General features: G+C 48.3%; 23 protein-coding genes. 11 read left to right on the plus strand and 12 right to left on the minus strand.

The features are described from left to right. Positions 1-8 precede the first annotated feature (8 nt). Both L2713_RS01815 and L2713_RS01820 read right to left on the minus strand, forming a co-directional pair. The gene (locus L2713_RS01815) at positions 9-683 is read right to left on the minus strand and encodes a Fe2+-dependent dioxygenase (protein WP_248966682.1); all 675 of its coding nucleotides are present in this window, start codon (positions 681-683) and stop codon (positions 9-11) included. A gap of 75 nt (positions 684-758) precedes the next feature. Then, positions 759-2,954, minus strand: a complete 2,196-nt coding sequence (locus tag L2713_RS01820; protein ID WP_248966685.1) for a TonB-dependent receptor — start codon at positions 2,952-2,954, stop codon at positions 759-761. 568 nt (positions 2,955-3,522) lie between these two features. Here L2713_RS01820 and L2713_RS01825 point away from each other — a divergent pair. Continuing rightward, positions 3,523-3,987: a chemotaxis protein CheX gene (locus tag L2713_RS01825; protein ID WP_086901993.1), complete on the plus strand. Its 465-nt coding sequence runs from the start codon at positions 3,523-3,525 to the stop codon at positions 3,985-3,987. A gap of 155 nt (positions 3,988-4,142) precedes the next feature. Here L2713_RS01825 and alr read toward each other — a convergent pair whose 3' ends face one another. Together alr and dnaB are read right to left on the minus strand one after the other, a co-directional pair. Next, the gene (alr, locus tag L2713_RS01830) at positions 4,143-5,219 is read right to left on the minus strand and encodes an alanine racemase (protein ID WP_248966687.1); all 1,077 of its coding nucleotides are present in this window, start codon (positions 5,217-5,219) and stop codon (positions 4,143-4,145) included. Between the two features lie 75 nt (positions 5,220-5,294). Next, on the minus strand, positions 5,295-6,701 hold the full coding sequence (gene dnaB / locus L2713_RS01835; protein ID WP_011623987.1) for a replicative DNA helicase: 1,407 nt from the start codon (positions 6,699-6,701) through the stop codon (positions 5,295-5,297). Positions 6,702-6,826: 125 nt separating this feature from the next. Between dnaB and L2713_RS01840 the strand changes: the two genes are divergently transcribed. The 8 genes from L2713_RS01840 to hydF all read left to right on the plus strand — a co-directional run bounded on the left by L2713_RS01840 (position 6,827) and on the right by hydF (position 16,370). After that, positions 6,827-9,025 carry a S46 family peptidase gene (locus L2713_RS01840; protein ID WP_248966689.1) on the plus strand — a complete coding sequence of 733 codons (2,199 nt, stop codon included), beginning with the start codon at positions 6,827-6,829 and terminating at the stop codon, positions 9,023-9,025. 635 nt (positions 9,026-9,660) lie between these two features. Further along, positions 9,661-10,893, plus strand: a complete 1,233-nt coding sequence (hydA, locus tag L2713_RS01845) for an iron hydrogenase large subunit HydA (protein ID WP_248966691.1) — start codon at positions 9,661-9,663, stop codon at positions 10,891-10,893. A 12-nt stretch (positions 10,894-10,905) separates the two neighbouring features. Beyond that, a complete protein-coding gene (gene hydB, locus L2713_RS01850) occupies positions 10,906-11,226 on the plus strand; it encodes an iron hydrogenase small subunit HydB (protein ID WP_011715874.1) in 321 nt (106 codons plus the stop codon). A gap of 13 nt (positions 11,227-11,239) precedes the next feature. Then, the gene (locus L2713_RS01855) at positions 11,240-11,923 is read left to right on the plus strand and encodes a cytochrome b/b6 domain-containing protein (protein ID WP_037427165.1); all 684 of its coding nucleotides are present in this window, start codon (positions 11,240-11,242) and stop codon (positions 11,921-11,923) included. 70 nt (positions 11,924-11,993) lie between these two features. Continuing rightward, a complete protein-coding gene (gene hydG, locus L2713_RS01860; RefSeq protein ID WP_248966694.1) occupies positions 11,994-13,433 on the plus strand; it encodes a [FeFe] hydrogenase H-cluster radical SAM maturase HydG in 1,440 nt (479 codons plus the stop codon). Then, positions 13,434-14,072, plus strand: a complete 639-nt coding sequence (locus L2713_RS01865; protein WP_248966695.1) for a hypothetical protein — start codon at positions 13,434-13,436, stop codon at positions 14,070-14,072. Continuing rightward, positions 14,072-15,151 carry a [FeFe] hydrogenase H-cluster radical SAM maturase HydE gene (hydE, locus tag L2713_RS01870; protein WP_248966696.1) on the plus strand — a complete coding sequence of 360 codons (1,080 nt, stop codon included), beginning with the start codon at positions 14,072-14,074 and terminating at the stop codon, positions 15,149-15,151. Before L2713_RS01865 ends, hydE begins: the two co-directional genes overlap by 1 nt. Continuing rightward, positions 15,135-16,370 carry a [FeFe] hydrogenase H-cluster maturation GTPase HydF gene (hydF, locus tag L2713_RS01875; protein WP_248966697.1) on the plus strand — a complete coding sequence of 412 codons (1,236 nt, stop codon included), beginning with the start codon at positions 15,135-15,137 and terminating at the stop codon, positions 16,368-16,370. Before hydE ends, hydF begins: the two co-directional genes overlap by 17 nt. 166 nt (positions 16,371-16,536) lie before the next feature. On the opposite strand, the gene rplI is transcribed toward hydF, so the two are convergent. The 4 genes from rplI to rpsF are packed head-to-tail and all read right to left on the minus strand — an operon-like array spanning position 16,537 to position 17,974. Next, complete coding sequence (rplI, locus tag L2713_RS01880) at positions 16,537-16,989, minus strand: 50S ribosomal protein L9 (RefSeq protein WP_011623996.1); 453 nt, start codon at positions 16,987-16,989, stop codon at positions 16,537-16,539. A gap of 36 nt (positions 16,990-17,025) precedes the next feature. Beyond that, complete coding sequence (gene rpsR / locus L2713_RS01885; RefSeq protein WP_006083042.1) at positions 17,026-17,253, minus strand: 30S ribosomal protein S18; 228 nt, start codon at positions 17,251-17,253, stop codon at positions 17,026-17,028. An 11-nt stretch (positions 17,254-17,264) separates the two neighbouring features. After that, positions 17,265-17,570, minus strand: a complete 306-nt coding sequence (gene priB, locus L2713_RS01890) for a primosomal replication protein N (protein WP_011073673.1) — start codon at positions 17,568-17,570, stop codon at positions 17,265-17,267. 8 nt (positions 17,571-17,578) lie between these two features. Next, positions 17,579-17,974, minus strand: coding sequence for a 30S ribosomal protein S6 (gene rpsF, locus L2713_RS01895; protein ID WP_011715868.1), 396 nt, complete (start codon positions 17,972-17,974; stop codon positions 17,579-17,581). A 224-nt stretch (positions 17,975-18,198) separates the two neighbouring features. Between rpsF and L2713_RS01900 the strand changes: the two genes are divergently transcribed. Together L2713_RS01900 and L2713_RS01905 are read left to right on the plus strand one after the other, a co-directional pair. Further along, the gene (locus tag L2713_RS01900) at positions 18,199-18,942 is read left to right on the plus strand and encodes a DUF481 domain-containing protein (RefSeq protein WP_109287299.1); all 744 of its coding nucleotides are present in this window, start codon (positions 18,199-18,201) and stop codon (positions 18,940-18,942) included. Positions 18,943-19,123: 181 nt separating this feature from the next. Further along, a complete protein-coding gene (locus tag L2713_RS01905; RefSeq protein ID WP_248966698.1) occupies positions 19,124-20,551 on the plus strand; it encodes an MFS transporter in 1,428 nt (475 codons plus the stop codon). Positions 20,552-20,618: 67 nt separating this feature from the next. Here the strand turns inward: L2713_RS01905 and rlmB are convergent, their stop codons facing one another. The 4 genes from rlmB to L2713_RS01925 all read right to left on the minus strand — a co-directional run bounded on the left by rlmB (position 20,619) and on the right by L2713_RS01925 (position 25,889). Then, a complete protein-coding gene (gene rlmB, locus L2713_RS01910; RefSeq protein ID WP_086901989.1) occupies positions 20,619-21,359 on the minus strand; it encodes a 23S rRNA (guanosine(2251)-2'-O)-methyltransferase RlmB in 741 nt (246 codons plus the stop codon). Beyond that, positions 21,360-23,789, minus strand: a complete 2,430-nt coding sequence (gene rnr / locus L2713_RS01915) for a ribonuclease R (protein WP_248966699.1) — start codon at positions 23,787-23,789, stop codon at positions 21,360-21,362. Between the two features lie 39 nt (positions 23,790-23,828). After that, on the minus strand, positions 23,829-24,485 hold the full coding sequence (gene motX / locus L2713_RS01920) for a flagellar protein MotX (RefSeq protein ID WP_248966700.1): 657 nt from the start codon (positions 24,483-24,485) through the stop codon (positions 23,829-23,831). A 108-nt stretch (positions 24,486-24,593) separates the two neighbouring features. Continuing rightward, on the minus strand, positions 24,594-25,889 hold the full coding sequence (locus L2713_RS01925) for an adenylosuccinate synthase (RefSeq protein WP_086901986.1): 1,296 nt from the start codon (positions 25,887-25,889) through the stop codon (positions 24,594-24,596). Positions 25,890-25,906: the final 17 nt, after the last annotated feature.

Raw genomic sequence — 25,906 nt, forward strand, 5'->3', positions numbered from 1 at the left:
TAGAATTACTACAACTCACTCCAACGTCTGAGCAAGTTATGGTAAACCCCAGTCAGATTAAACAACTCTTGTTCTGGCGCGGCCTGCGCCGTCAGCGCTTGAATCGATTGATCGAGTTGAAATAGCAAGCGGCGCTGCCCCTCATCGCGCACCATACTCTGCAGCCACATAAAAGCGGCGGTGCGTTCACCCGAGGTAACAGGAGTGACCTGATGCAGACTCGTTGACGGATATAACACCAATGAGCCCGCCGCGAGCTTTATGCTTTGCTGGCCATAGGTATCTTGGATCACCAGCTCACCACCTTGATAAGTGTCTGGTTCACTTAAAAATAAGGTGGCTGACAGATCGGTGCGTACCATGCCTTCGCTCGTCGAGCGAATCGCGTTATCGATATGATAGCCAAAGGTTTCGCCGCCTTGATAACGATTAAACAAAGGAGGATAAAACTGTAATGGCAGCGCCGCCGACACAAATAAAGGGTGAGCCAACAAGCGCGCCATGATCAGCTCGCCGATTTGCAGTGCGACAGGGTCATCTTTGTCTAACTGCTGATTACGTTTGCGGGTACTCGCCATCACGCCCGAGGTCTGATTGCCATCAATCCAAGTGTGGGCATCGAGCTGTTCCCTTAGCTGATTGACTTCTTCTTTAGAAAAAACATTCGGAATTTCAATAAGCATTTCAAAATCCTATTGGAATAGCATAAACATCAAAGGCAGCTCTAAGGCTGCCATTCAGATCTCGATTAATATTGCTTAGAAGTGCATATCGGCACTTAACATCACTAAGCGACCAGGGGCCATATTGGCAAAGTGCGCGGTGTACGCTTTATCGTAATAACGCTCATCCGTTAGATTTTGCACGTTCAGGCGTAAGGTCAAGAATTCACTCATTTTATAAGATGAAGTCAAATCAAAACGCCAGTAGGATGGAATCGACAGTGTGTTGGCCGTATTACCATAAACTTTACCCATGTAGTACGCGCCCGTACCAACAGTAAAATCCTCAGTCACATCGTAAGTCGTGAATAAACTTAAGCTATTTTTAGCGGTATTAGGGAAGCGGTTACCATTTTGTGCTTGGTTATAACCATTGCTTTCCAAGGTCGCATCCAAATAGGTGTAACCGCCAAAACCATGCCAATGCTCAGTAAAGTCACCGGAGAAGCCAAGTTCAAAACCTTTCACCTTTTGCTCACCGACGTTTTCTTGCGGCGAATTACGATCGCCAGAGGTCGCGACCCGAGCGTTGTTTTTCTCGATTTGGAATACCGAACCATTCAGAGATAAACGTCCGGCAAAGAAGTCCCACTTAGTGCCTAACTCGTAGCTTTCAGTATCTTCAGGCTCTAAATCGGCGTTGGTGCTGCCGAGGCGATCCGCGCCATCACCATTTGAGGTTCCCGGAGGGTTAGAAGAAGTACCCCACGCGGCATAAATACTGCCGTTTTCAGCGGGCTTATAAAGTACCGATAATTGATAGTTAAAGAAGTCAGTATCGTTGCTGAATTGAGAAGTCGAGTTCTCAGCACTGGTGCTGTAATCATCCCAACGGATCCCGGCGTTCACCATCCAGGCTTCGGTTAACTCAATGGTGTTAAAGGCATAAAGCGAGCGAGTATCGGTTTCTGTGACTGTCGCATCGGTGCCGAGGGTGATAGTACCAACCCAAGGATCGTGCGGATTCGGATTATCCAGCAGCGTACAGTTGTAGTTGTCCAGCATCGCCTGATCACAACCCGCGTTGCGGCCATTACCCGTATCGACGGTGTAACTCAAATTGCTGGTACGTTCGTTACTGAGTTCAGTACCGACGGCAAAACGGTTCGTCATCCCCGCGAGTTTTGCTTCACCCGAGAGTTGTAATTGAGTCGCTAAGGTCTTAGTGACCGAATGGCGCGACTTAGTGTTTCGCCAAACATAACCATTAGCCACGTTGCCCGTAGTGTCGTCCGGGTTGGTCACAATATAGTAATTGCTGTTACGGCTATAGATGGAGGTCGAAGTGAACTGCATGTCGTTATTAAAATCATGGCTTATCAACACTGACGCCGTATCATCCATAGTGTCGCGAAAATCCCGCGACAACAGACCATAGAAGTTGTCAGGGTCGACATCCGCTGGCTCGCCCGTGGCCTGATCGTAAGGAATACCATAATCAGGAATGTCATGATTTTCAAAGTGATAATATTCGAGCGTCACTTTCGTTGGCGAGGTTAAACCAAAGGTCACCGAAGGCGCTACACCCCAACGGTTACCTGTGACGTCATCGCGACCAGGGGTATCGGCATCGTGGGCCATCATGTTAATACGGACCGCAGCCTCATCGGCAATCACATGGTTAACATCGACACTGGCGCGTTTAAGGGAATCCGTTCCAACGGCAACGTCGGCATTAATAAAGTCTTCGGATTGCGCTTTTTTGGTCACAATGTTGATGCTACCACCAACGGCACCACGGCCGTTGTATACAGAGCTTGGGCCTTTCAGGACTTCAATTTGTTCGATGTTAAAGGTTTCGCGGCTTTGTGAGCCCACATTGCGCATACCATTGATAAAGGTTGAAGATTGGGCATCGTAACCACGGATGAAAGGTCTATCACCGTAGGGGTTGCCACCCTCACCTGTACCTAAGGTAATACCAGGAGTTGCACGTAGCGCATCGGTAAAACTTTGGGCGCCCATATCTTTGATTAAATCTTGATTGATAACGGTAACAGTTTTAGCGGTATTGAGCAGGTCTTCGGTAAATTTACCCGATTGCACTTTACGGGTGTTGTAACCTAAGTACTCACCGTTCACTTCAATATGCTCGACTTTTTTATCAACGACTTGCGTTTGCCCTTCCGTTGCCATCGCGGAAGTGGCCGATACCGCCATCCCAATCGTTAACGAACCTAAAACATGAGCACCGAGTGTGACTCGGCCATTACGACGTTTTGCAAATTTCATCAAAAACATTCCTGTTGCGGACTAAACCTGTAACAGATGTCCCCCACCTGTTAATCGCCGCTAATATATTCAAAACACAATTTGCAATCAATAATTATTATCATTTACATTACAATTTAATCTTTATCACATTATCAACAGCGATTGAGTGCTAGGTCTCAATTAGCAAGATATGAGGAAAAACATTTGCACGAATTGAATTTAACAATATGAAAATAAAAGAAATTCAGTATTAAATGGGAAATACTGCGTTTGCAAAGTGCTGAATAATCAAGCTTCTCTCGAAAAATGATGGATAAATCATTTGATAGGCTTGAGAAGCCAAATGGACAAAAATCAACGGCCGTTGCGCGAACAGATGTATTCAGATGCGTAAGATTAAAGGACAGTGTCTTGAGCCTCTGCACGGATAAACAACAATAAAATCGTGAAATTAACCTCACATTTCCATTTGTGTCATCTAAGCTGATAGAGTGTGATTAAGATTGCTGTGGTTCAGCCACTTTTCGTCTAACCTTAATGACATGGTGACCATAAGGCTTAAGTTCAAAAGAGGAAACACTGAAGCATGAACGTCAATTTTATTAACCCTTTTCTGCAATCCCTGCTCAATGTCATTTCGACGATGGCAAGCATGGATCTCACTCCGGGCAAGCCCCAAATTAAAACCGACAACTTAGCCAAGGGTGATGTGTCGGGGTTAATTGGTATGGTTGGGCCGCAGACTAAGGGATCGTTATCTATTACCTTTGAACAAAAGCTGGCACTGCAGATCATGCAAAATATGCTTGGGGAAAACCCAGGTAAGATAAACGAAGAAGTTACCGATCTCGTGGGTGAAATCACCAACATGGTCACAGGTGGGGCAAAAAATCTTTTAGGTCAAAAGGGTTACGAGTTCGAAATGGCAACCCCTATGGTGGTCTCGGGTAAAGGGCATACTATTTCTCATAAAGCGAACGGCACCAAAATTATCATGCCCTTCAGCAGCCCATTCGGTAACGCCTTTATTGAAATCTGCTTTGAGAATTAATTCATATCGTTCATGTCGCTCTGCAAGTTTGATTATCGCTTCAAAGGCTTAATAACCAAGTGCAGAATGGCGGGCAGCAAACCACTCAATCTCCCGCTTCTTAGGGCATAAAAAAACGGCGCAAATGCGCCGTTTTTTATTTCAACTCTGATGGCTTATGCAAGGCACACCGCCACCCTTGGGGTGAGTTTAGTCACTAATTCATAGGCGATGGTGCCAATGTGTTCGGCGACTTCCTCAACGGGCAAGGCGGCGCCCCAAAGCAGGGCTTCATCGCCAACTTGGTCTGTCGCATCGGCGCCTAAATCAACGGTTAACATATCCATAGAGACACGGCCGACAATCGGCACTCGGCGACCATTAACCCATACAGGCGTGCCTTCTGGCGCATTGCGCGGATAACCATCGCCGTAACCAATAGCTACAACGCCAAGGCGAGTATCTTGTTTCGCCGTCCAATAACACCCATAGCCAACGGGTTGTCCCGCCTTGTGATCGCGCACGGCAATCAAACGCGAGACTAAGTTCATCGCCGGGATCAAACCATGATTGGCACCGCAATCCCCCGTTACAGGTGAGACACCATAAAGTGCAATCCCGGGACGTATCCAATCCCCTTGGCTCTTAGGCCAATAGAGGGCGCCCGCAGAATTGGCTAAGGTTCTAAACCCAGGTAAATCCACGGTTAACTGGTTAAAGGTTTGCATTTGCACTTTGGTGTAATGATTTTCAGGCTCATCGGCACAGGCAAAGTGAGTCATCAAATGTATGGGCTTGGCAACATTGTCACAGGCCATCAAACGCGCATACACCTGTGCAAATTGCTCAGGCGTCACGCCTAAACGATGCATGCCAGAATCCACTTTCAACCATACGGTGACAGGTTTTGATAGCATCGCCTGCTCTAACATCTCAATTTGCGACTCGTGGTGCACCACAGTATCGATATCGTGGGCCACCAACAGAGGTAAATCAGTGCTGCGAAAGAAGCCTTCAAGTAATAATAAGCGCGCCTTCACGCCACCGGCGCGCAGTTCTAAGGCCTCTTCTAAACGGGCTAAGCCAAAGCCATCGGCAGTGTGTAAACAGTTGGCGACATTTAATAATCCATGACCATAACCATTGGCTTTCACCACTGCCATCACTTGGCTGCGACTCGCCTGTTGACGCAAGACGGCGAGATTGTTTTGCAGTGCACTACTGCTAATTTCTGCTCGGGGAAAAGGTTTCAAAATTTGCCTTGTCTATTTGGAAAGTCAGGAAATAAAAAGAATACATAAGCAGTGCTTAGCTTCTAACACCAGAAATTAATCTTCTTCAAACTGCGGGCCAGCGTAGTTATCAAAACGGGAAAACTGGCCTTGGAAGGTCAAGCGCACACGCCCAATAGGGCCGTTACGCTGCTTACCTATGATGATTTCCGCCGTGCCCTTATCGGGAGAATCGTTGTTATACACCTCATCACGGTAAATAAACATGATGAGGTCCGCATCCTGCTCAATAGAACCCGATTCACGTAAGTCCGAGTTCACTGGGCGCTTATCGGCACGTTGTTCGAGCGAGCGGTTAAGCTGGGAAAGTGCAATCACGGGGATCTCTAACTCTTTAGCCAATGCCTTGAGAGATCGAGAAATTTCGGCGATTTCTAGGGTACGGTTGTCCGATAACGCCGGCACTTGCATCAGCTGCAAGTAGTCGACCATGATCATCGATAAGCCGCCATGTTCACGGGCGATACGGCGGGCACGGCTGCGCACTTCGGTCGGGGTTAAACCTGAACCATCGTCGATATACATCTTGCCCTGCTCGAGCATGATCCCCATGGTCGATGACACCCGCGCCCAATCCTCATCATCGAGCTGTCCGGTACGGATTTTGGTTTGGTCGACGCGGCCCAAGGAGGCCAACATACGCATCATGATCTGTTCCGAGGGCATCTCGAGACTGAAAATCAGCACAGGCTTGTCTTCATTCATCGCCGCCTGCTCGCAGAGGTTCATCGCGAAGGTGGTTTTACCCATAGAAGGACGCGCCGCGACGATAATCAAGTCGCCGGATTGGAAGCCCGCAGTCATACGATCGAGATCGCTAAAACCGCTCGACACCCCTGTCACACCGTTGTGTGGGTTGTTATATAGCTGCTCAATCTTATCGACGGTTTTTTCGAGAATGGTTTTAATGCCTTCGGGACCTTCGTTGGCATTGGTGCGCTGCTCGGCAATCTTAAAGACTTTACTCTCGGCCAAGTCGAGCAAGGCGCTGGAGTCACGTCCCTCGGGATTGTAACCCGCATCGGCAATCTCATGGGCGACACGGATCATCTCCCGCACCACGGCGCGCTCGCGCACAATCTCGGCGTAAGAAACAATGTTACCCGCGCTCGGAGTGTTTTTGGCGATCTCGCCTAAGTAGGCAAAGCCGCCCGCTTCTTCGAGTTGATTTTCAAGTTCAAGCTGTTCAGAAACCGTGATTAAGTCGATAGGTTGACCCGTTTCAACTAAACGGTGCATGGCCGCAAAAATCATCCTGTGTGAGCGGGAATAAAAATCCTCTTTCACTACGGTCTCGGCCACTTTATCCCAAGCGTCGGCGTCTAACATGAGGCCACCTAAGACCGATTGTTCAGCCTCAATCGAATGCGGCGGCAGCTTGAGGCTATCGACCTGCAAATCCCTCGGCTTACTCTTAGGCTTAAAAGCACCTTGTTGTGACATTAACACTCCCGATTTCCAACAACTTAACAAAATATGATATAAAACCCGCGTCAAGCAAACAGGCCGTTTACATTCGCCTGTTACTTCATTCCAACGGACACTCTAACTAAAAATAAGGAAAGAACATGCGTATTGCATTGGTTGCAGCCTTAGTACTGACCTCTGGCGTAGCAACAGCCGATGAAGGACAATGGCAACCTTATCAAATGCCTTCAATTGCCGACAAACTCAGCGCGCGTGGAATCGATATTCCCGCTGACAAATTAGCCGATCTCACCAGTTATCCAATGAATGCCGTTGTTGGGCTGGGCTATTGTACCGCCAGTTTTGTCTCGCCCCAAGGGCTAGTTGTGACAAACCATCATTGTGCCTACAAGGCGATACAATATAACACTAAGAAAGAACATAACTATCTCGAACAGGGCTTTTTAGCCACCTCGATGGATAAAGAACCGTCAGCAGGTCCGAACGAACGTTTATACATCACCGAAGCCGTGACCAATGTCACCAGCGATGTCACCAAAGACCTCAGTCAAGATCCGCTCAAACGCTACGAAGACATTGAAAACCACAGCAAAGCCTTAATCAAAAGCTGTGAGGCCGATGATAACTACCGCTGTAACGTGCGCAGCTTCCACAATGGCTTGGAATATTACCTTATCAAGCAATTGATGATCCGCGATGTGCGCTTAGTATACGCGCCACCAGAAAGCGTTGGCGCTTACGGCGGTGATATCGATAACTACGAGTATCCACGCCACTCGGGCGATTTTGCCTTCCTGCGCGCCTATGTGGGTAAAGATGGCAAGCCTGCGGCCTACAGTGAAGATAACATTCCTTACACGCCAAAGAGTTACCTGAAAGTGAACGCCGATGGTGTGAAAGCAGGCGACGGCGTGTTTGTGGCGGGCTACCCTGGCACCACCAGCCGTTACAATCTCACCAGCGAGCTTAAATTTGCCAGCGACTGGTTGTACCCAACTCAGGCAAAACGCTATCAATTACAGATTGATACTATTGAAGCCATGGGGCAGGAAGATGCCGATATCGCCATTAAATATGCAGGCAATATGGCGTCGATGGCGAACCGGATGAAAAAACTCAACGGTCTGCTGGCTGGTTTTAAAGCCACGGATATCGTCGGCATTAAGCAGCAACGCGAAGATGATTTTCTGGCTTGGTTAATGAAAAATCCTAGCCTTAATCAAAATCTTATCAGCGAGCTAGAAGTTTTATTGGCCGAGCAGCAACTGCAAACCCAAACCAATTATTACTTCACCAACGCCCAATCGAGCACACTGCTCACTGCGGCCAATAGCCTCTATCGCTTAGCCAAGGAAAAGCAAAAGAGCGATGCCGAGCGTGAAATCGGTTACCAAGAGCGTGATCTTGCCATGTTTAGCTCGCGCCTGAAGCGTATCGACTCCAGCTTTGACGTTAAAGTCGATAAAACCCTGTGGTTACAAGACTTAAATGCCTACTTGTCACAACCCAACCGCGTTGCAGCCTTAGACAATATGCTGAATCTAGACGACAAAAATGTCAGTCTAGAAGCGAAACTCGACGGCCTGTATTCGCTAACGACGCTGACAGACCAAGCGCAACGTTTGGCGTGGATGGATGCCGATGCGAAGGCCTTTGAAACCAGTAGCGATCCCTTTATCCGCCTAGCTGTCGCGTTGTACGACACCAATATGGCTCAGGAAAAAGCAGAAAAAATTCTCGCGGGTAAACTGTCTACCGCTCGCCCTGCCTATATGGCCGCCGTTATCGACTACTACAAAGCCAACAACTGGCCAGTGTATCCGGATGCAAACGGTACCCTACGTATCAGCTACGGAATGGTCGATGGTTATCAATCCCGCGATGCTCTGTACAAACAGCCATTTACTCGCCTCGATGGCATCGTAGCTAAGCACACAGGTGTTGAGCCCTATAACGCACCGAAAAAATTGCTCGATGCAATCCATGAGCAGCGTTTTGGCGATCACTTAGTGAAATCTGTCTACCAAGATCCTCGCGGCTGGATTTGCCGTCTGTTCTCTTGCTTGGACAAGCCTGAAGAATTTAACTCTGTGCCAGTTAACTTTCTGTCGAGCGTCGATACCACCGGTGGTAACTCGGGCTCACCTGTCTTTAACGGCAAAGGCGAACTCGTCGGCCTAAACTTCGATTCCACCTATGAAGCCATTACCAAGGACTGGTTCTTCAACCCCACCATCACCCGCGCCGTACACGTGGATATTCGATATATCCTGTGGATGATGGATGAAGTAGACCATGCCGATAATTTAATTAAAGAACTCGATTTAGTGAGAAATTAATATTTAATTAACATTCAGCATTAATTGATAATAATATTAGCTGATATTTACTCTATTAATTTAATCGACATAAATTAAGCATCTTTTAAAACCGTTCAAAGAATATTCTTTGGACGGTTTTTATTTTAAGCAATTTGCTAACTTGTGATCTATCACATTATCCATTCGCCATAATCATTCCTAAGCCATCTTAATTAGCATTATTTAAACCAAGAGCATTTATGGACAATTTGTCCAAACACAAAATCCAAACGAGTGATAACACCCTCATAATGCAATAAATCACACCGCAAGCCTTTAAAATACAACAAACAGTGTTAGGCGACCGATGACGCCACCATAACACACTGTATATAAAGAATAAATTAAATCTAACCTGATAAAACACAAACACAAAAGTTTATTTTTATTTCTAAAAATTTATCAAAAACGTCTAATAAAACCATTAAAAACGCCTGTTTTATCAAAAAGAATAAAACTTGATCGTTCTCAAGTTTTTTCCAGAATCAATTTCCTATTATCCAGCCGTCTAAAACTTACCAATACGCTTTTGCCATAGGCATAAGCTGCCAAACAAATACATTAAATAACACTGAAAATATAATTCAGGTTGAAAATGAGGAACGCGAAATCCTATGACAGCGACAACTTATCAACCGGGAGAAATCCAAGGGCTGATCAAGATAAATGCATCTAAATGCAAAGGATGTGATGCCTGTAAACAGTTCTGCCCAACCCACGCCATTAATGGCGCCTCGGGTGCAGTACACACTATCGATGAAGATAAATGCTTAAGCTGCGGCCAATGTTTAATTAACTGCCCCTTTAGCGCCATTGAAGAAACCCACAGCGCCCTTGAAACCGTCATTAAAAAGCTCGCCGATAAAAATACTACCGTTGTCGGCATTATCGCTCCGGCGGTGCGGGTCGCAATTGGTGAAGAATTCGGTCTAGGCACGGGCGAACTCGTGACGGGTAAGCTCTATGGCGCGATGAATCAGGCAGGCTTTAAGATTTTCGACTGTAACTTTGCCGCCGATCTCACCATCATGGAAGAAGGTAGTGAGTTTATTTATCGCCTCCATGCCAATGTTAAAGCTGAAGAAAATGCAGGTGCGCTGCCGCAGTTCACCTCCTGCTGCCCTGGTTGGGTGCGTTACCTCGAAACCCGCTATCCAGCGCTATTACCTAACCTGTCGACAGCTAAATCTCCCCAACAAATGGCTGGAACGGTCGCCAAAACCTACGGCGCTAAAGTGTATCAAATGCAGCCAGAGAATATTTTCACTGTCTCTGTGATGCCTTGTACCTCGAAAAAACTCGAAGCCTCACGCCCCGAATTTAACTCGGCTTGGCAATACCATCAGGAACATGGGGCTAACACGCCTTCGTACCAAGATATTGATGCTGTGCTGACCACCCGAGAAATGGCTCAATTGCTCAAAATGCTCGATATCGATCTCGCTAATACCCCCGAATATCAAGGCGATAGTTTGTTCTCTGAATACACTGGCGCGGGCACTATCTTTGGTACCACAGGTGGCGTAATGGAAGCGGCATTACGTACCGCTCACAAGGTGCTCACTGGCACTGAAATGGCTAAGTTGGAATTTGAACCCGTACGCGGGCTAAAAGGCGTCAAATCGGCTTCCGTCAGCCTGTTTGATACTCAGCTCAACCAGAATGTAACCGTCAATGTCGCTGTAGTACACGACATGGGCAATAACATCGAACCCGTGCTACGCGATGTAATGGCTGGTACTTCGCCCTATCATTTTATCGAAGTGATGAACTGCGCTGGTGGTTGCGTTAACGGTGGAGGCCAACCTATTGAAGGTAAAGGTTCTTCTTGGCTTGGTAACATTTAACGGGAAACAAAAATGAACAAGAAAAAACACCTATTTGCCGAGGACAGTTTCTTTCTGTCACGCCGTAAGTTTATGGCGGTAGGCGCTGCCTTTGTCGCCGCCTTAGCCATTCCGATTGGTTGGTTTAGCAGCAAACTTGAACGCCGCAATGAGTACATTAAGGCCAGAAGCCAAGGGTTATATAAAGACGATAGCCTAGCGAAAAAACGTGTTAGCCACGCCAACCCCGCGGTAGAGAAATACTACAAAGAATTCGGTGGCGAGCCATTAGGACATATGTCCCATGAGCTGCTACACACCCACTTTGTCGACCGCACCAAATTAAGCTCTTGATTGGAGATGAAAAATGCATCAAGAACATGATATGAGACCCATTTTAAAACATCCGCTAAACGTCAGGATTTTCCACTATATTCTGCTGCTCAGCTTTTTGCCGTTAGCCGCGACGGGGTTGTTATTGTTTTTTAAACCGCTTTCCCAGGAAGGCATGCAACTAACCTATGATGTGCACATCATTGCGGGGATTGTTATGGCCCTCGATGCCGTGGCATTTACCATCATGGCATTCGACCGAGTGGTGCTATTTATCGCCCGAGTGTTCAGCTTCTCCGGACGCGACGTGAAATGGTTTATGGTGTTAGGCGGTTACCCACAGAAATTCTTACTGGGTAAAAAAGTGCCAATCCCTCCAATGAATAAATACAACTCTGGCCAGAAGCTATTTGGTGCCTGCGTACTGATTGGCGGTACAGTGCTTATCCTCTCCGGTTTAGTGCTGTGGCTTATCCCCCACGCTGCGCCGCGGGATATAGTGTGGTTTTTAGGTCAGGCCCATTTGGTCTCTGGCCTAGTGTTAACCGCTTTCTTACCCGTGCATTTATTCCTCGCGGTGTACCGCTTCGATGACTTCAAAGCCATGATGATCCACGGCAATGTGCCCTACCATGATGCCGCCGAGTACACCCCACTATGGGTAAAAAATGAAATTGCCCCCGTTGCCACAAACGGCGAACAACTGACTAGCAAATAGCTAGGTCTCCTGCGGCAGTTGCTCAACAACTGCCGTGTTTACGCATTCATATTCAAGGGCATAGAAAACCATGAGCACACACGAGCATCATTCCATTACCGTCTCTGACTATAATCCCAACGTCAGCTTTATTGACGATCAGGCGATTTGGCAGGCCATTGAAGACGCCAGTCATCCGAGTCGCGACCAAATCCAAGCCATTCTCGAAAAGGCGCGCCAATGCGAAGGCTTAAGCATTCGCGAAACCGCTCTCCTGCTACAAAATCAAGATAAAGCCCTGGATGAAGCACTCTTTGCCGTCGCCCGTGAAATTAAAAACACCATCTACGGCAATCGTATAGTGATGTTTGCGCCGCTCTATGTGTCCAACCATTGTGCCAACAGTTGTAGTTACTGCGGCTTTAACGCCGATAACCACGAGCTGAAACGCAAGACCTTAAAACAGGATGAGATCCGCCAAGAGGTCACCATCCTCGAAGAAATGGGCCACAAACGGATCTTGGCCGTTTATGGCGAGCATCCACGCAACAATGTGCAAGCCATTGTTGAAAGTATTCAAACCATGTACAGCGTTAAGCAGGGCAAAGGCGGTGAAATTCGCCGTATCAATGTCAACTGCGCGCCAATGAGTGTGGAAGACTTTAAACAGCTTAAAACGGCGGCGATAGGCACTTATCAATGTTTCCAAGAAACCTATCATCAAGACACTTACAGTAAAGTGCACCTAAAAGGTAAAAAAACCGACTACTTATACCGCCTCTACGCCATGCACAGGGCGATGGAAGCAGGAATCGACGATGTCGGTATCGGCGCGCTCTTTGGCCTGTATGACCATAGATTTGAGCTGCTCGCCATGCTCACCCATGTCCAGCAACTCGAAAAAGACTGTGGCATTGGCCCACATACCATCTCCTTCCCGCGGATTGAACCCGCCCATGGCTCTGCCCTTAGTGAAAAGCCGCCCTATGAGGTTGATGATGAGTGCTTTAAGCGCATTGTAGCCATCACTCGCCTCGCCGTACCTTATACCGGACTGATTATGAGCACACGGGAGAACGCGGCCCTACGTAAAGAGTTGTTAGAACTCGGCGTCTCACAGATCAGTGCAGGCTCACGCACTGCGCCGGGTGGCTATCAAGACAGCAAGCTAAATCAACATGATGCCGAACAATTTAGCCTTGGCGATCATCGTGCCATGGATGAGATCATCTATGAATTAGTCACCGACTCGGATGCCATCCCCTCTTTCTGTACAGGCTGTTACCGTAAAGGGCGCACTGGCGATCACTTTATGGGATTAGCCAAACAGCAGTTTATTGGCAAGTTCTGTCAGCCCAATGCCTTGATCACCTTTAGGGAATATCTGAACGACTACGCCAGCGATAAAACCCGTGAGGCAGGTAACGCCCTGATAGAGCGAGAGCTCGCCAAAATGAGTCCATCACGGGAACGTAATGTGCGTAGTTGTTTGAAAAAAACCGATGCGGGTGAACGGGATATCTATCTATAAATGACTCATTCTTTACTTTCAAAGCCCGGCGTAAAATTGCATTTTGGTTTGAATACGCACGCCTTACTCGAGGCAATAGCACAAGCCAATGACATAGTGTTACACGCGGCCATTTACAGCAACTTTGCCGATAACGCCGTGGGGCAATTACTCTTACAGCGCTTACAAAGCGTAAGCTTCAAGCAACTCACCCTGATAAAGCTTGAGCCCACAGGTTCTTGGCGGGATGAATTCGCCACTATCCTACGTCCCGAGATGCCACAGCGGGAAGTGGAACGACTCTATGAAAACTCCCGCCACTGGTGCGCCGAACTAAAGAGGCAATTTCCTGAGACGGTTAATTTAGTCTCGACCCAAGCGCTGCCACTGCAACCTATATTGCTGATTGGCGATAGACTCTTTGTCGGTCACTACGCCCATAGCCATACCACTTCGGCTCAAGGGCTTTGGATAGAGTTTGATGTTATTGCTTTAGGCCTTGCGCCAAACAGCTTAATCGATTGGTTTTATTCCGGCGTCACCGCAGAGCAAGACTCGCCGGTGGCAATAACCCTTGGCCGTTATGTGGAAGAATGTCGCCGCGCCGTAGGCGATCTCTGGTATCAAAGTGTGATTGCGCTGGATAAGGGGCGCCACTGATGCATACCAGCCATATCCCAATCATTCAGCAAACACCTTCCTGCACGCAACCCAGTTTGCTCAAACCTATGGCGCTCAGCTATGCGCAAATCCTTGAACTGCTCCAAGGACAGGACGATGAATGGCTGTTTAGCCGCGCTCAGCTCGCCACTGAGCTCGAATTTCAGCAACAGGTCTATTTACGCGGCATTGTTGAATTCTCGAATCATTGCCGTAACCACTGCCATTACTGTGGCCTGCGTAGCGAGAATCGGCAGGTAAAACGTTATCGACTCTCGAACGAAGCAATCCTCAGCGCGGTGGAGAGTATAGCCTCACTCGGCCTCGGCACTGTGGTGCTGCAATCGGGAGATGATTTTAGCTACAGTAGCAAGCGCATCAGCGCCCTTATTACTGAAATTAAGCAGCGCCATAACCTCGCAATCACCCTATCCCTCGGTGATCGCAAACATCATGAGTTGGAAAACTGGCGTGAGGCGGGTGCCGATCGCTATTTACTCAAGATGGAAACCTTCGACCGCGCCCTCTTTGGTCGTTGTCGCCCGAAAGCCCATTTCGATGAGCGAATTGCAAGACTTACACACCTTAAGTCACTCGGCTTTCAAACAGGTTCTGGCATCATCATCGATTTGCCAGGGATGACAGATGCTATCTTAGCCCGCGATATTCAATGCTTAACTGAGCTGCAGCTCGATATGTTGGCCTGCGGCCCCTTTATCGCCCATGCACAAACTCCATTTGCCACATCGCCCAATGGCAGCGCCCTTAAGAGTCATCGAGTAAGCGCTATTTTGCGACTGATGAATCCTGGGGCGAATATCCCTGCGACCAGCTCCCTCGATGCCCTCGAAAAAGGCACTCGGGAACTGGCACTAAAGCGAGGCTGCAATGTGATTATGCCCTCTTTCACCCCAACACAAGTGAGTGCCGATTACAGCATCTATCCGGGAAAAAACCAGCAACAACATCCTGCAGCAGAGCGACTTAAGCAAGTCTGCCAGCAAATTCAAAGCCATGGGCTAATCCCCTCCTTTAGCCGTGGTGATTCAAAAAGGAACCAATATGTGTCAAGGCATTAATCCACAAGAGCATTCCCAGAGCCAATCAGCACCACGGGGCATGCGTTACCATATTGCCTTAGTCGGTCGACGCAATGCAGGTAAGTCCTCTCTGCTCAATATGATCGCGGGGCAACAAATCTCCATTGTGTCCGATATTAAGGGCACTACGACAGATGCCGTGACCAAGGCCTATGAGTTGCAACCCTTGGGGCCTGTAACCTTTTACGACACAGCTGGGAACGATGATGACGGAGAATTAGGTACAATGCGGGTGAAGGCGACTCGTAAAGTATTATTCCGCTCCGATATGGCACTCTTAGTGGTGGACGAACAAGGGCTTTATCCATCGGATATCGCCTTAGTGAACGAAATACAGCAGATGCGAATGCCGATACTGGTGGTATTCAATAAGGCCGATATCTGTACACCTAAAGCCGAGGATATCGCCTTCTGCCAACAGCAATCCTTGCCCTTTATCGTGGTCTCTGCCACCACAGGCCTTGCGACCAAAATGCTTAAGCAGCTGATTATCGATTTAGCGCCCGCGGAATATAAGCAAGACCCCATGCTTGCGGGCGATCTCTATCAAGCGGGGGACGTTATTCTCTGCGTCGTACCTATCGATATGGCGGCCCCTAAAGGACGCTTGATCTTGCCGCAGGTACAGATCCTTCGGGAAGCATTGGATCGCAGCGCGATCGCTATGGTGGTTAAAGAAACGGAACTCGAAAAGGCATTATCCGTCGTCACACCCAAACTAGTTGTCTCCGATGCTCAGGCGATTAAACAAGTCGCCGCCCTAGTGCCAGCATCAATTCCACTCACGACTTTCTCAACCCTATTTGCGCGTTTTAAAGGGGATTTGGCCACCCTTGCCGCAGGCGCCGAGGCGTTAGATAAATTGCAAGATGGTGATAAAGTGCTGATTGCCGAAGCCTGCAGCCACAATGTGCAGGAAGATGATATCGGCCGGGTCAAAATCCCCCGCTGGATAAATAGTTATACGGGTAAACAACTCGAATTTATCGTGACGTCCGGCCACGATTTTCCCGATGATTTAGAGCAATATGCCCTCGTCATCCACTGCGGTGCCTGTATGTTTAATCGTAATGAAATGCTCCGTCGCATCCACGAATGCCAACGTCGCAATGTGCCTATCACTAATTATGGAGTTGCAATTTCAAAGCTACAGGGCGTACTGCCACGAGTGCTTGCGCCTTTTAACAACAGTCTTTAGCAATAGTCTAGTGTGCCTTAGCGTCAGTCCTAGCTGCGATGAAATGGCTAAGCCTGTTTAGCGTTGATACTTGAAAAACATCCTCTCGCACAGCAATACGAACTAAATCGCGCCCATAAAAAAACACCGCCGAAGCGGTGTTTTCTTAGTTTAAAGCAGTTGGTAATTAAGCTTCTGCAACAACAGATACTTTAACAACAGCTTTAACTTCAGTGTGTAACTGAACTTCAACTTCGAAGTCGCCAGTAGTACGCAGAGCGCCTAATGGTAAACGAACTTCAGCTTTAGCCAGTTCAACGCCAGCAGCAGTTACTGCATCAGCGATGTCACGAGTGCCAACTGAACCAAACAGTTTGCCTTCATCACCCGCTTTAGAAGCGATAACAACAGCTTCCAGAGCAGCGATTTTCTCAGCACGTTGGTTAGCAGCAGCCAGATCAGCAGCTAATTTAGCTTCTAATTCAGCGCGACGAGCTTCAAATACTTTAACGTTGCTTTCGTTAGCAACAACAGCTTTACCTTGTGGCAGCAGGTAGTTACGAGCGTAACCAGCTTTAACTGCAACTTGGTCACCCAGGTTACCCAGGTTAGCGATTTTATCAAGCAGAATAACGTTCATTATCAAATCCTCTATATTCGATTAGGAATACTGCAATTACTGATGTAAATCAGTGTATGGCAGTAGAGAAAGATAACGAGCACGCTTGATTGCGCGAGCTAGTTGACGCTGATATTTAGCACTAGTACCAGTGATACGGCTTGGAACGATCTTGCCGCTTTCAGTGATGTAGTTCTTTAAAGTAACGATATCTTTGTAATCAATTTCTGCAACACCTTCAGCGGTGAAACGGCAGAACTTGCGACGACGGAAATAACGTGCCATTTGACAGTCTCCTAAGTTTTCAATTCGACATTTTCGGCATGGATGACTAAGCGATTTTGGCCATTTCGCCCCTGTTGAAGCGTCATAAAACCTTGAACTTGTACTTCCACACCTGCTTTCAGATTGTCTGCCACGCTTTCAAAGCGTGGGCCACTCAATATCACTTGTATTTGTACGTAGACGTTGCGGAGCATATCTGCTTCATAACGCTGCGATTTGTGTTCTAGCATTATCACACTGTGTGCGATGCCTGCCGGGCTTTTAAAGCGTCTGGAACGGGTTATGGTCCCTGACAACACCAAGTTATTGGTGGTCACAGATAAACTTACTCAGCGATTTCTTCAGCGTTAGCTTCATCATATGAGCGGTCGCCAGCTGGGCCACGACGTGAATCGCGCTCATCTTTAGCTTTCGCCATTGGAGATGCTTCAGTAACGGCAACTTTAGTACGCATTACCATGTTACGCAGAACTGCGTCGTTGAAACGGAAAGCAGTTTCTAGCTCTTCAATCGTCTCTGCTGGTGCTTCAACGTTCATCAGAACGTAGTGAGCTTTGTGCAGGTCTTGGATTGGGTAAGCCAGTTGACGACGGCCCCAATCTTCTAAACGGTGGATTTTGCCGTTAGCTTCGGTGATTGCACCGGTGTAACGCTCAATCATACCTGGTACTTGTTCACTTTGATCTGGGTGAACCATAAATACGATTTCGTAATGACGCATTTATTGCTCCTTACGGTTATGTAGCCTCGTTATTGGCTCAGTCAGACCAAGTGGAGGCAAGGAACGAAAATAGTGACTGATTCGAGCGCGAGATAGTACAGAAAGCAGACGCGAAACTCAAGCAATAACTTTGCCTCAACCCGCAATACGGGTATGATGACGCCTCACCCCTATTCGGATATCAAACATCAGCCACTCAAGAACCCAGACTAATGTTACGAGTAATGCTAAAAGTTATCGCCCCTTTGAGTTTTTTTTGCCTATCTTTTCCGGCACTTGCGCTTGTACCTCCCGATTATCAGGAACCGCCAAGCGATTTTACTGCAGAAGTCGAAGCCGGCTTACAATTGAACACGGGCAATACCGAATCGAGCAGTTTTAATGGTCGCACCCAGCTGATTTACGATGCCAAGCAAACGAAACAAGAAGCCACGCTAAAAGCGTATTTTGCTTCAGAGAAGAACCAAACCACCTCAGAGAAGTACGAACTCCAATTGCAGAGCAACTATAAACTCACTAAGGGCTATATCTTTGGCCGTGGTGACTTTACTTGGGATCAGTTTGGTAGTTATACCCAAATCTCAACCCTTTCTTCGGGTTATGGTTTTAATGCCATCAGTACCTATAAGACCAAACTCAGCCTCGAAGTCGGTCCGGGTTATCGATACAACCTGCCTGCAGAATCGGTAGCAGAGCCCGATCCCGCCGCCGAAAAGGATGTGATTTTACGTACTGCGGCAAAGTTTTCGCAAAAATTGCAGGAATACACCAGCATCAATGCCGATCTCACCGCCGAGGTGGGCGAGAATAACAATACTCTCACCCTCGACATGAACTACAAGAACTTAGTGTTCCAAGATTGGGCATTTAAAATCGGCATGAACGTCAAGTACACCGAAGTGGTTCCCGAAGGCAGTAAGCAGACTGACACTGTCACCACCTTTAACCTGCTCTACACCTTTAGATAATAGAGGTACTCAGTGGTTTGGCTGAAACCAGGTTCATCCTCTCAGCCAAATCCCATTTCAGTCGAATTGAGTGACCCACACACAAAAATGATAACTCAGTCATTAAATCCCAACATATTGCAACACGGAATAAACACCAACTCCTGATATACTCTCCCTGCAACCATACAAGGAGTAGTTAATGGCAAATCCGCTACGCACTTTCGCCTCTTTATATAGCACGACTCTATTAACTGTGTTGGCAGGCGGTTTACTCACCACCTATTTAGGCCTGCGCCTATCGGTGATGCACGTTCCACAGCTATGGATAGGCGGCATGATGTCGGCCTATTACGTCGGTCTGGTGGCAGGCTCTAAGATAGGTCACCGTTTGATTGCCCAAGTCGGGCATATTCGCGCCTTTGTCGCCAGCGCTGGGATAGTGGCCGCCTCCGCACTCGGCCACGCCTTAGTGGATGAGTTAGCGGTTTGGATCCTTTTAAGACTTATCGTCGGTATGGGCATGATGTGCCAATACATGGTGCTCGAAAGCTGGCTCAATGAGCAGGCCGAAAGCAACCAACGCGGCACAGTGTTTGCCAGCTACATGATAGTCTCGTACTTCGGTTTGATATTGGGGCAAGGTGCCATTAGTCTCTATCCTGAACTTGGTCTAGAGCCGCTGTTACTGATCGCCATCTGTTTTGCCCTGTGTATTGTCCCCATTTCCTTGACCCGCCGTATTCACCCTGCACCACTGGTGCCCGCGCCCTTAAAAATCGCCCACTATTGGCGAAAAGCCCCGCAAGCGCTGACGACTATTGCGATAGGCAGCATGATTGTCGGCTCCTTTTACGGCTTGGCGCCCGCCTATGCGAGTAACTTAGGTTTACCGCCCGAGAAAGTCGCCACCTATATGACGGCCACCATTCTCGCGGGTCTGCTAGCGCAATGGCCGATGGGAAAGCTATCCGACATCATGTCCCGCAGCCGGCTTATCCGCATAAACTGCGTACTGCTTGGGATCTTAGCCTTAGGCATCGCCCTCACGCCTTACCATCCCACACTCTCACTGGTGATGACGTTTCTGTTCGGTATTCTTGGCTTTACCTTCTACCCCTTGGCGACGGCACTGGCCAACTCCCGTGTCGAGCAGAGTGAAAGGGTCGGTCTGTCGGCTACTATATTACTGACCTTCGGTCTTGGCGCCAGTATAGGTCCGCTTATCGCATCCACCCTAATGCAATGGCTTGGCAATAGCATGCTCTATGGTTTTATGTCGGCCTGTACCTTAGTCCTATTTTTACGCCTGCGTTATGTTCATTCACAACAAAAAGCCGAAACCAATGTGACTCAAGACTACATCATGGCAACCGGTGACTTAGTCTCATCCCCGCTCGCGGCAGCGCTCGACCCAAGGGTTGATGTCGAATCGGTGCAGGAGCAAATGACTCCCGCGCCCAGCGACGATGAAGAAGAAGATTTAGGTGCCGATGCCCTCGAAGATGATGACACTGACAACGAACAACAGCTGACATTCGAGTTTGACGTTAATCCAGAGCCGACTTTTGTTGAGGCAGAAAGTCACGACTTAGAAGAGTCTAATCTCGATGCGGTGAAAACCGCTTAAGAGAGATTTCAGAAATTCGGGACAATAAAAAGACGGGCTAGCCCGTCTTTTTATGGAAAGCTATCAATTAGCTACGGCGTTGACGCACGGCTTCGAATAGGCAGATGCCCGTTGCGACCGACACGTTTAAGCTAGAAACGCTCCCCGCCATCGGAATCGAGACCAAGGTATCGCAACATTCACGACTTAGGCGGCGTAAGCCTTTACCTTCGGCGCCCATCGCAATCGCTAGCGGCCCTTTAAGATCCGCTTGATATAGCTCGCAATCCGCTTCGCCCGCAGTGCCGACAATCCACACGCCCTTTTCCTGCAGATGACGCATGGTACGCGCAAGGTTAGTCACTTGGAATAAGGGCACAGTTTCGGCGGCGCCGCAGGCCACTTTACTCACCACAGCGGTTAAGCCTACTGAGTTGTCCTTCGGCACAATAATGCCCTGCACACCCGCCGCATCGGCGTTACGTAAGCAAGCACCTAGGTTATGCGGATCGGTAACACCATCTAAAATCAAAAAGAATGGTAAGTCGGTCTTAGCTAACAACTCATCTAAGTCATGCTCACCAAGGATTTTAGCTGCCTTAACACGGGCAACAATGCCTTGGTGCTGAGCACTTTCGGCTTTATCGTCCAACACTTTGCGTGAGGTCACTTGGATGCTAGTGCCAAAGGCTTTAGCCTGGCGGATCAGCGGCGTTAAACGCTCATCTTCACGGCCCTGCAACAGCCAAAGTTCAATAATGCGCTCTGGGCTGTGTTTTAACAGCGCTTCAACCGCGTGGATCCCAAAAATAATATCTTGTTTCTTCATTTACTTCTTTCTCGTGCTCCGCTTCGCGGCCTTTGGCTTTTTCGCCGAATCTTTTACGCTTTTCTTAGGCTTAGTGCCAGCTTTAGACTTGGACTTACTCGCACCGGCTTTATCTGAACTGGCTTTCGACTTCGCGCCTGTCGATTTAGCCGCCTTAGCCATTTTGGCGCCTTCACGGTTTACCCGCTCACGCGCCGTCATCGGTTTTTCTCGACTTGGCGCAGACTTACGGCGACCGCCTTTTCCACTGTCGCCGAGCATGACTAAGTCAATCTGTCTATCATCCAAGTTTACCGCAGCCACTTTTACCGTGACGGGATCACCCACTTGATAGATTTGACCTGTATGCTCACCAATCAATCGCTGACGCATAGGATCGAACTGGTAATAATCGCTGCCTAGGCTAGAAATATGCACTAAGCCATCGATAAATAAGTCATTTAAGCGAACAAATAAACCAAAGTTAGTGACAGAGGCAATAACCGCCTCGAAGGTGTCACCCACATGGTCCTGCATAAATTCACATTTCAGCCAGTCGCTCACATCACGCGTCGCTTCATCGGCTCGGCGCTCAGTGTTTGAACATTCCTCGCCTAAGAGATCTAACTCATCGAGCTGATAATGGTAGCCACCATCGGATGTCCACTTTTCATTGGCTTCGCCTTTTTCCTTCGCCAATAAATAGCGGATCACGCGGTGAAGCACTAAGTCAGGATAACGGCGAATTGGCGAGGTGAAGTGCGCATATTCTTCGAGTGCTAAACCAAAATGACCTTCGTTATCAGGTGTGTAAATAGCTTGGCGCATTGAGCGCAGCAACATCACTTGAATAAGCTCGGCATCGGGCCTATCGGCGATTTGCAGCATCACATTCTGGTAATCCGCAGGCGTTGGCTCGAGTCCACCGCTCATGCTTAAACCACGTTCGGCCAGAAACTCTTTAAAGTTTGCCAGCTTCTGCTCAGAGGGCGACTCATGCACGCGATAGAGGATTTCACCCTTGTGCTTTTTCACAAACTTAGCCGCCGATACGTTGGCCAAAATCATACATTCTTCAATGATTTTATGAGCTTGATTACGCGCTCTTGGCACAATCTTATCGATCTTGCGCTGGTCGTTAAAAATAAACTGCGTTTCTAAGGTCTCAAAGGCAATCGCACCACGCTCGGCACGCTGTTCATCGAGCGCTAAATAGAGTGACTGCAAACATTGCAGATGTGGGAATAGCGCTTCATGCTCAGGTGCAATCGGTCCGCCTTCGAGCATGGCAGCCACTTGGGTGTAAGTGAAACGCGCATGTGAATGCATCACCGCGGGGTAAAACTTATAACCCGATAGCTTACCGCGGGCCGAAATCGTCATCTCCGCGACCATACACAGGCGGTCGACATGGGGATTAAGCGAGCACAGGCCGTTAGAGATTTTCTCCGGCAGCATTGGGATAACTTGCGATGGGAAATACACCGAGTTACCACGGGCACGGGCTTCGGTATCTAAGGCCGAATCGGTACGCACGTAATAGCTCACATCCGCAATCGCCACCCACAGACGCCATCCGCCACTAGGCTTAACTTCGGCATATACCGCATCGTCAAAGTCGCGGGCATCTTCACCATCGATGGTCACTAAGGGCAGATCTCGCAGATCGACGCGGCCAACTTTATCGGCTTCGGTCACTTCATCGGGGATCCGGCGCAGTTTTTTCTCAATCACCGCCGACCAAGTGTGGGGTAAATCGTAATTACGCAGCGCAATCTCGATTTCCATTCCCGGCGCCATTTGCTTGCCGAGCACCTCAGTGACTTTACCGGCAGCTTTAACGAATCGGCCTGGACGACGGGTTAATTCAACCACGACCACATCGCCTTGACGGGCGCCATTACGATCTTCGGTGGCAATTAAGATTTCTTGGGTAATGCGCTTATCATCGGCAATCACAAATGCCATGCCACTGTCGACGTGGAATCGTCCGACAATGGCGACACTGCGCGGTTGGATCAGGCGAACGATACGGGCCTCGCGGCGGCCTTTACGATCCATACCGGCTTTTTGTGCCAGCACTTTATCGCCATGGAAATACATCAGCATGTCGCGATTTGAGATAAATAAATCGTCGCCACCTTCATCAGGTTTAAAGAAGCCGTAGCCTTCTCTGTGCCCAAGGACAGTGCCGGAAATCAGATCCATTTTTTCAGGTAAGCCGTAGCTTTGACCGCGGGTAAATACCAGTTCACCATCGCGCTCCATCGCCCGTAAACGGCGACGCAGGGCTTCTAACTGTTCTTCATCGTGGATCCGCAGTGCAACAGCGATGCTGTCACGGGTAATAGGTGATTTTTGAGAACGTAAGTACTCGATAATATACTCACGACTTGGGATAGGGTTTTCGTACTTATCCTGTTCACGCTCGAAATGAGGGTCTTTGATCATTCAATATCCAATATTTCTGTCTCAATCAGTAGAGACATCTCAACGGGTTCGCAAGTGCCCTTGCTGGGCCCGCGCCACTGCACTGGCGGGCATTTTAGCGGCTAACACCTGCAGTAATGACAAGGCTTTTTTCTTGGTCGCCTCATCGGTAAATACATTGTTGTATAACCAGTTATAGGCCATTTCATAGTCCCTTGGACTACCATAACCTTCACCGTATAAACGAACCAGCATCATTCGCGCGGCTAAACTGCCGCTCGCCGCCGCTGGCAATAAATAATTGACCGCACGGTCTTTATTACGAATAACAAACTTACCATTTTGATAATATTCGGCAAGTTTCACCATGGCCTCGGGACTGCCCTGCTCGGCCGCCTCTTGCAATAATCCCATCCCTTTGACTGCATTGGCTTTTACGCAGGTACCATGGTTGAGCATTTCCCCCCACAGAAACTGATACAGGGGCTGCTTTAAGACTTCTGCGCGCGCTTCGATGTCTTGCACTAATTGACAGTCATCTTGCTTAACTCTTGCCAGATATTTATCGCCGCGGATCATTTCAAGTAATTGATCTTGAGAATAAATATCCACCGCCTGTGTTTCAGCAAAGCACATTGAAGATACTAAGGGCAGCAGCGCAACTAATGCAGTACGTAGCATAACGACTCTCAATGACAATAGGGTGAATACTTGCATCGGCAGTATAACCTATTTCTTGAGCTCAAGCCGAATTTCTAACCACAGAAAACAAACAGGAAGGAACAACAAAAGAAGAAAAGGCCGTGAAACACGGCCTCTACGATTTTAGTTAAACGGGCTAACTAAAATCATCGTCTCATTACGGTCTGGACCGGTAGAAATGATGTCGATCGGCGTTTCTAACAGCTCTTCAATACGCTTGATGTAATTGATAGCTGCTTGCGGTAACTGCTCTAAAGAGGTAGCACCGAAAGTTGACTCGCTCCAGCCTGGCATAGTTTCATAAACAGGCGTGACCTGCTCATAACCTTCAGCCGCTAATGGCGTAACCTTAGAGATAGTGCCATCTGGATGTTGGTAACCCACACAGATTTTCACTTCTTTCAGGCCATCGAGTACGTCTAACTTAGTTAAGCAGAAGCCGCTTACGCTGTTGATTTGTACTGCACGGCGCATTGCCACTGCATCTAACCAACCTGGACGACGCTTACGACCAGTAGTCGCACCAAATTCATGACCCTTAGTCCCTAAATGGTCGCCCACTTCACATAAGAGTTCAGTTGGGAAAGGACCTGCACCCACGCGAGTGGTGTATGCCTTCATGATACCTAAGACATAGTCTAAATGACGTGGACCAAAGCCGCTGCCTGTCGCCACACCACCTGCGGTAGTGTTTGACGAAGTTACAAACGGATAAGTACCGTGGTCGATGTCTAACAGTGTACCTTGTGCACCTTCAAACAGAATTGGCTCACCCGCTTTACGCGCGTTATCCAACAGTTCAGTTACGTCAACACACATGCTCTTCAGGTAGTCAGCTAAAGCTAACGCATCGCTCAGTGTTTGCTCGTAATCTACGGCGTCAACTTTGTAGTACTCTGTCAGCATAAAGTTATGATATGCCATAACTTCTTTCAGCTTTTCAGCAAATAGTTCAGCATTGAAGAGATCGCCAACACGCAGACCGCGACGGGAAATCTTGTCTTCATACGCAGGACCAATACCACGACCCGTAGTACCAATAGCTTTGTTACCGCGCGCTTTTTCGCGAGCGATGTCTAAGGCACAGTGGAATGGTAGGATCAGCGGACATGCTTCAGAGATCAGCAGACGTTCCTCAACTGGAATGCCGCGCTCTTTGAGCATTTTGATCTCTTTCATCAGTGCGTCAGGTGCAAGCACCACACCGTTACCGATAATGCATTTTACATTGTCGCGTAGGATGCCTGATGGGATCAGATGAAGTACGGTTTTATCGCCATTGATCACAAGAGTGTGACCCGCGTTGTGACCGCCTTGGTAGCGAACTACATATTTTGCCTGTTCTGTTAGAAGGTCGACAATCTTACCTTTTCCTTCGTCACCCCATTGGGTGCCGAGAACAACTACGTTTTTGCCCATTGTTTGCTGCAAGGTTG

This window comes from Shewanella seohaensis (assembly GCF_023283775.1).
GTDB lineage: Bacteria > Pseudomonadota > Gammaproteobacteria > Enterobacterales > Shewanellaceae > Shewanella > Shewanella seohaensis.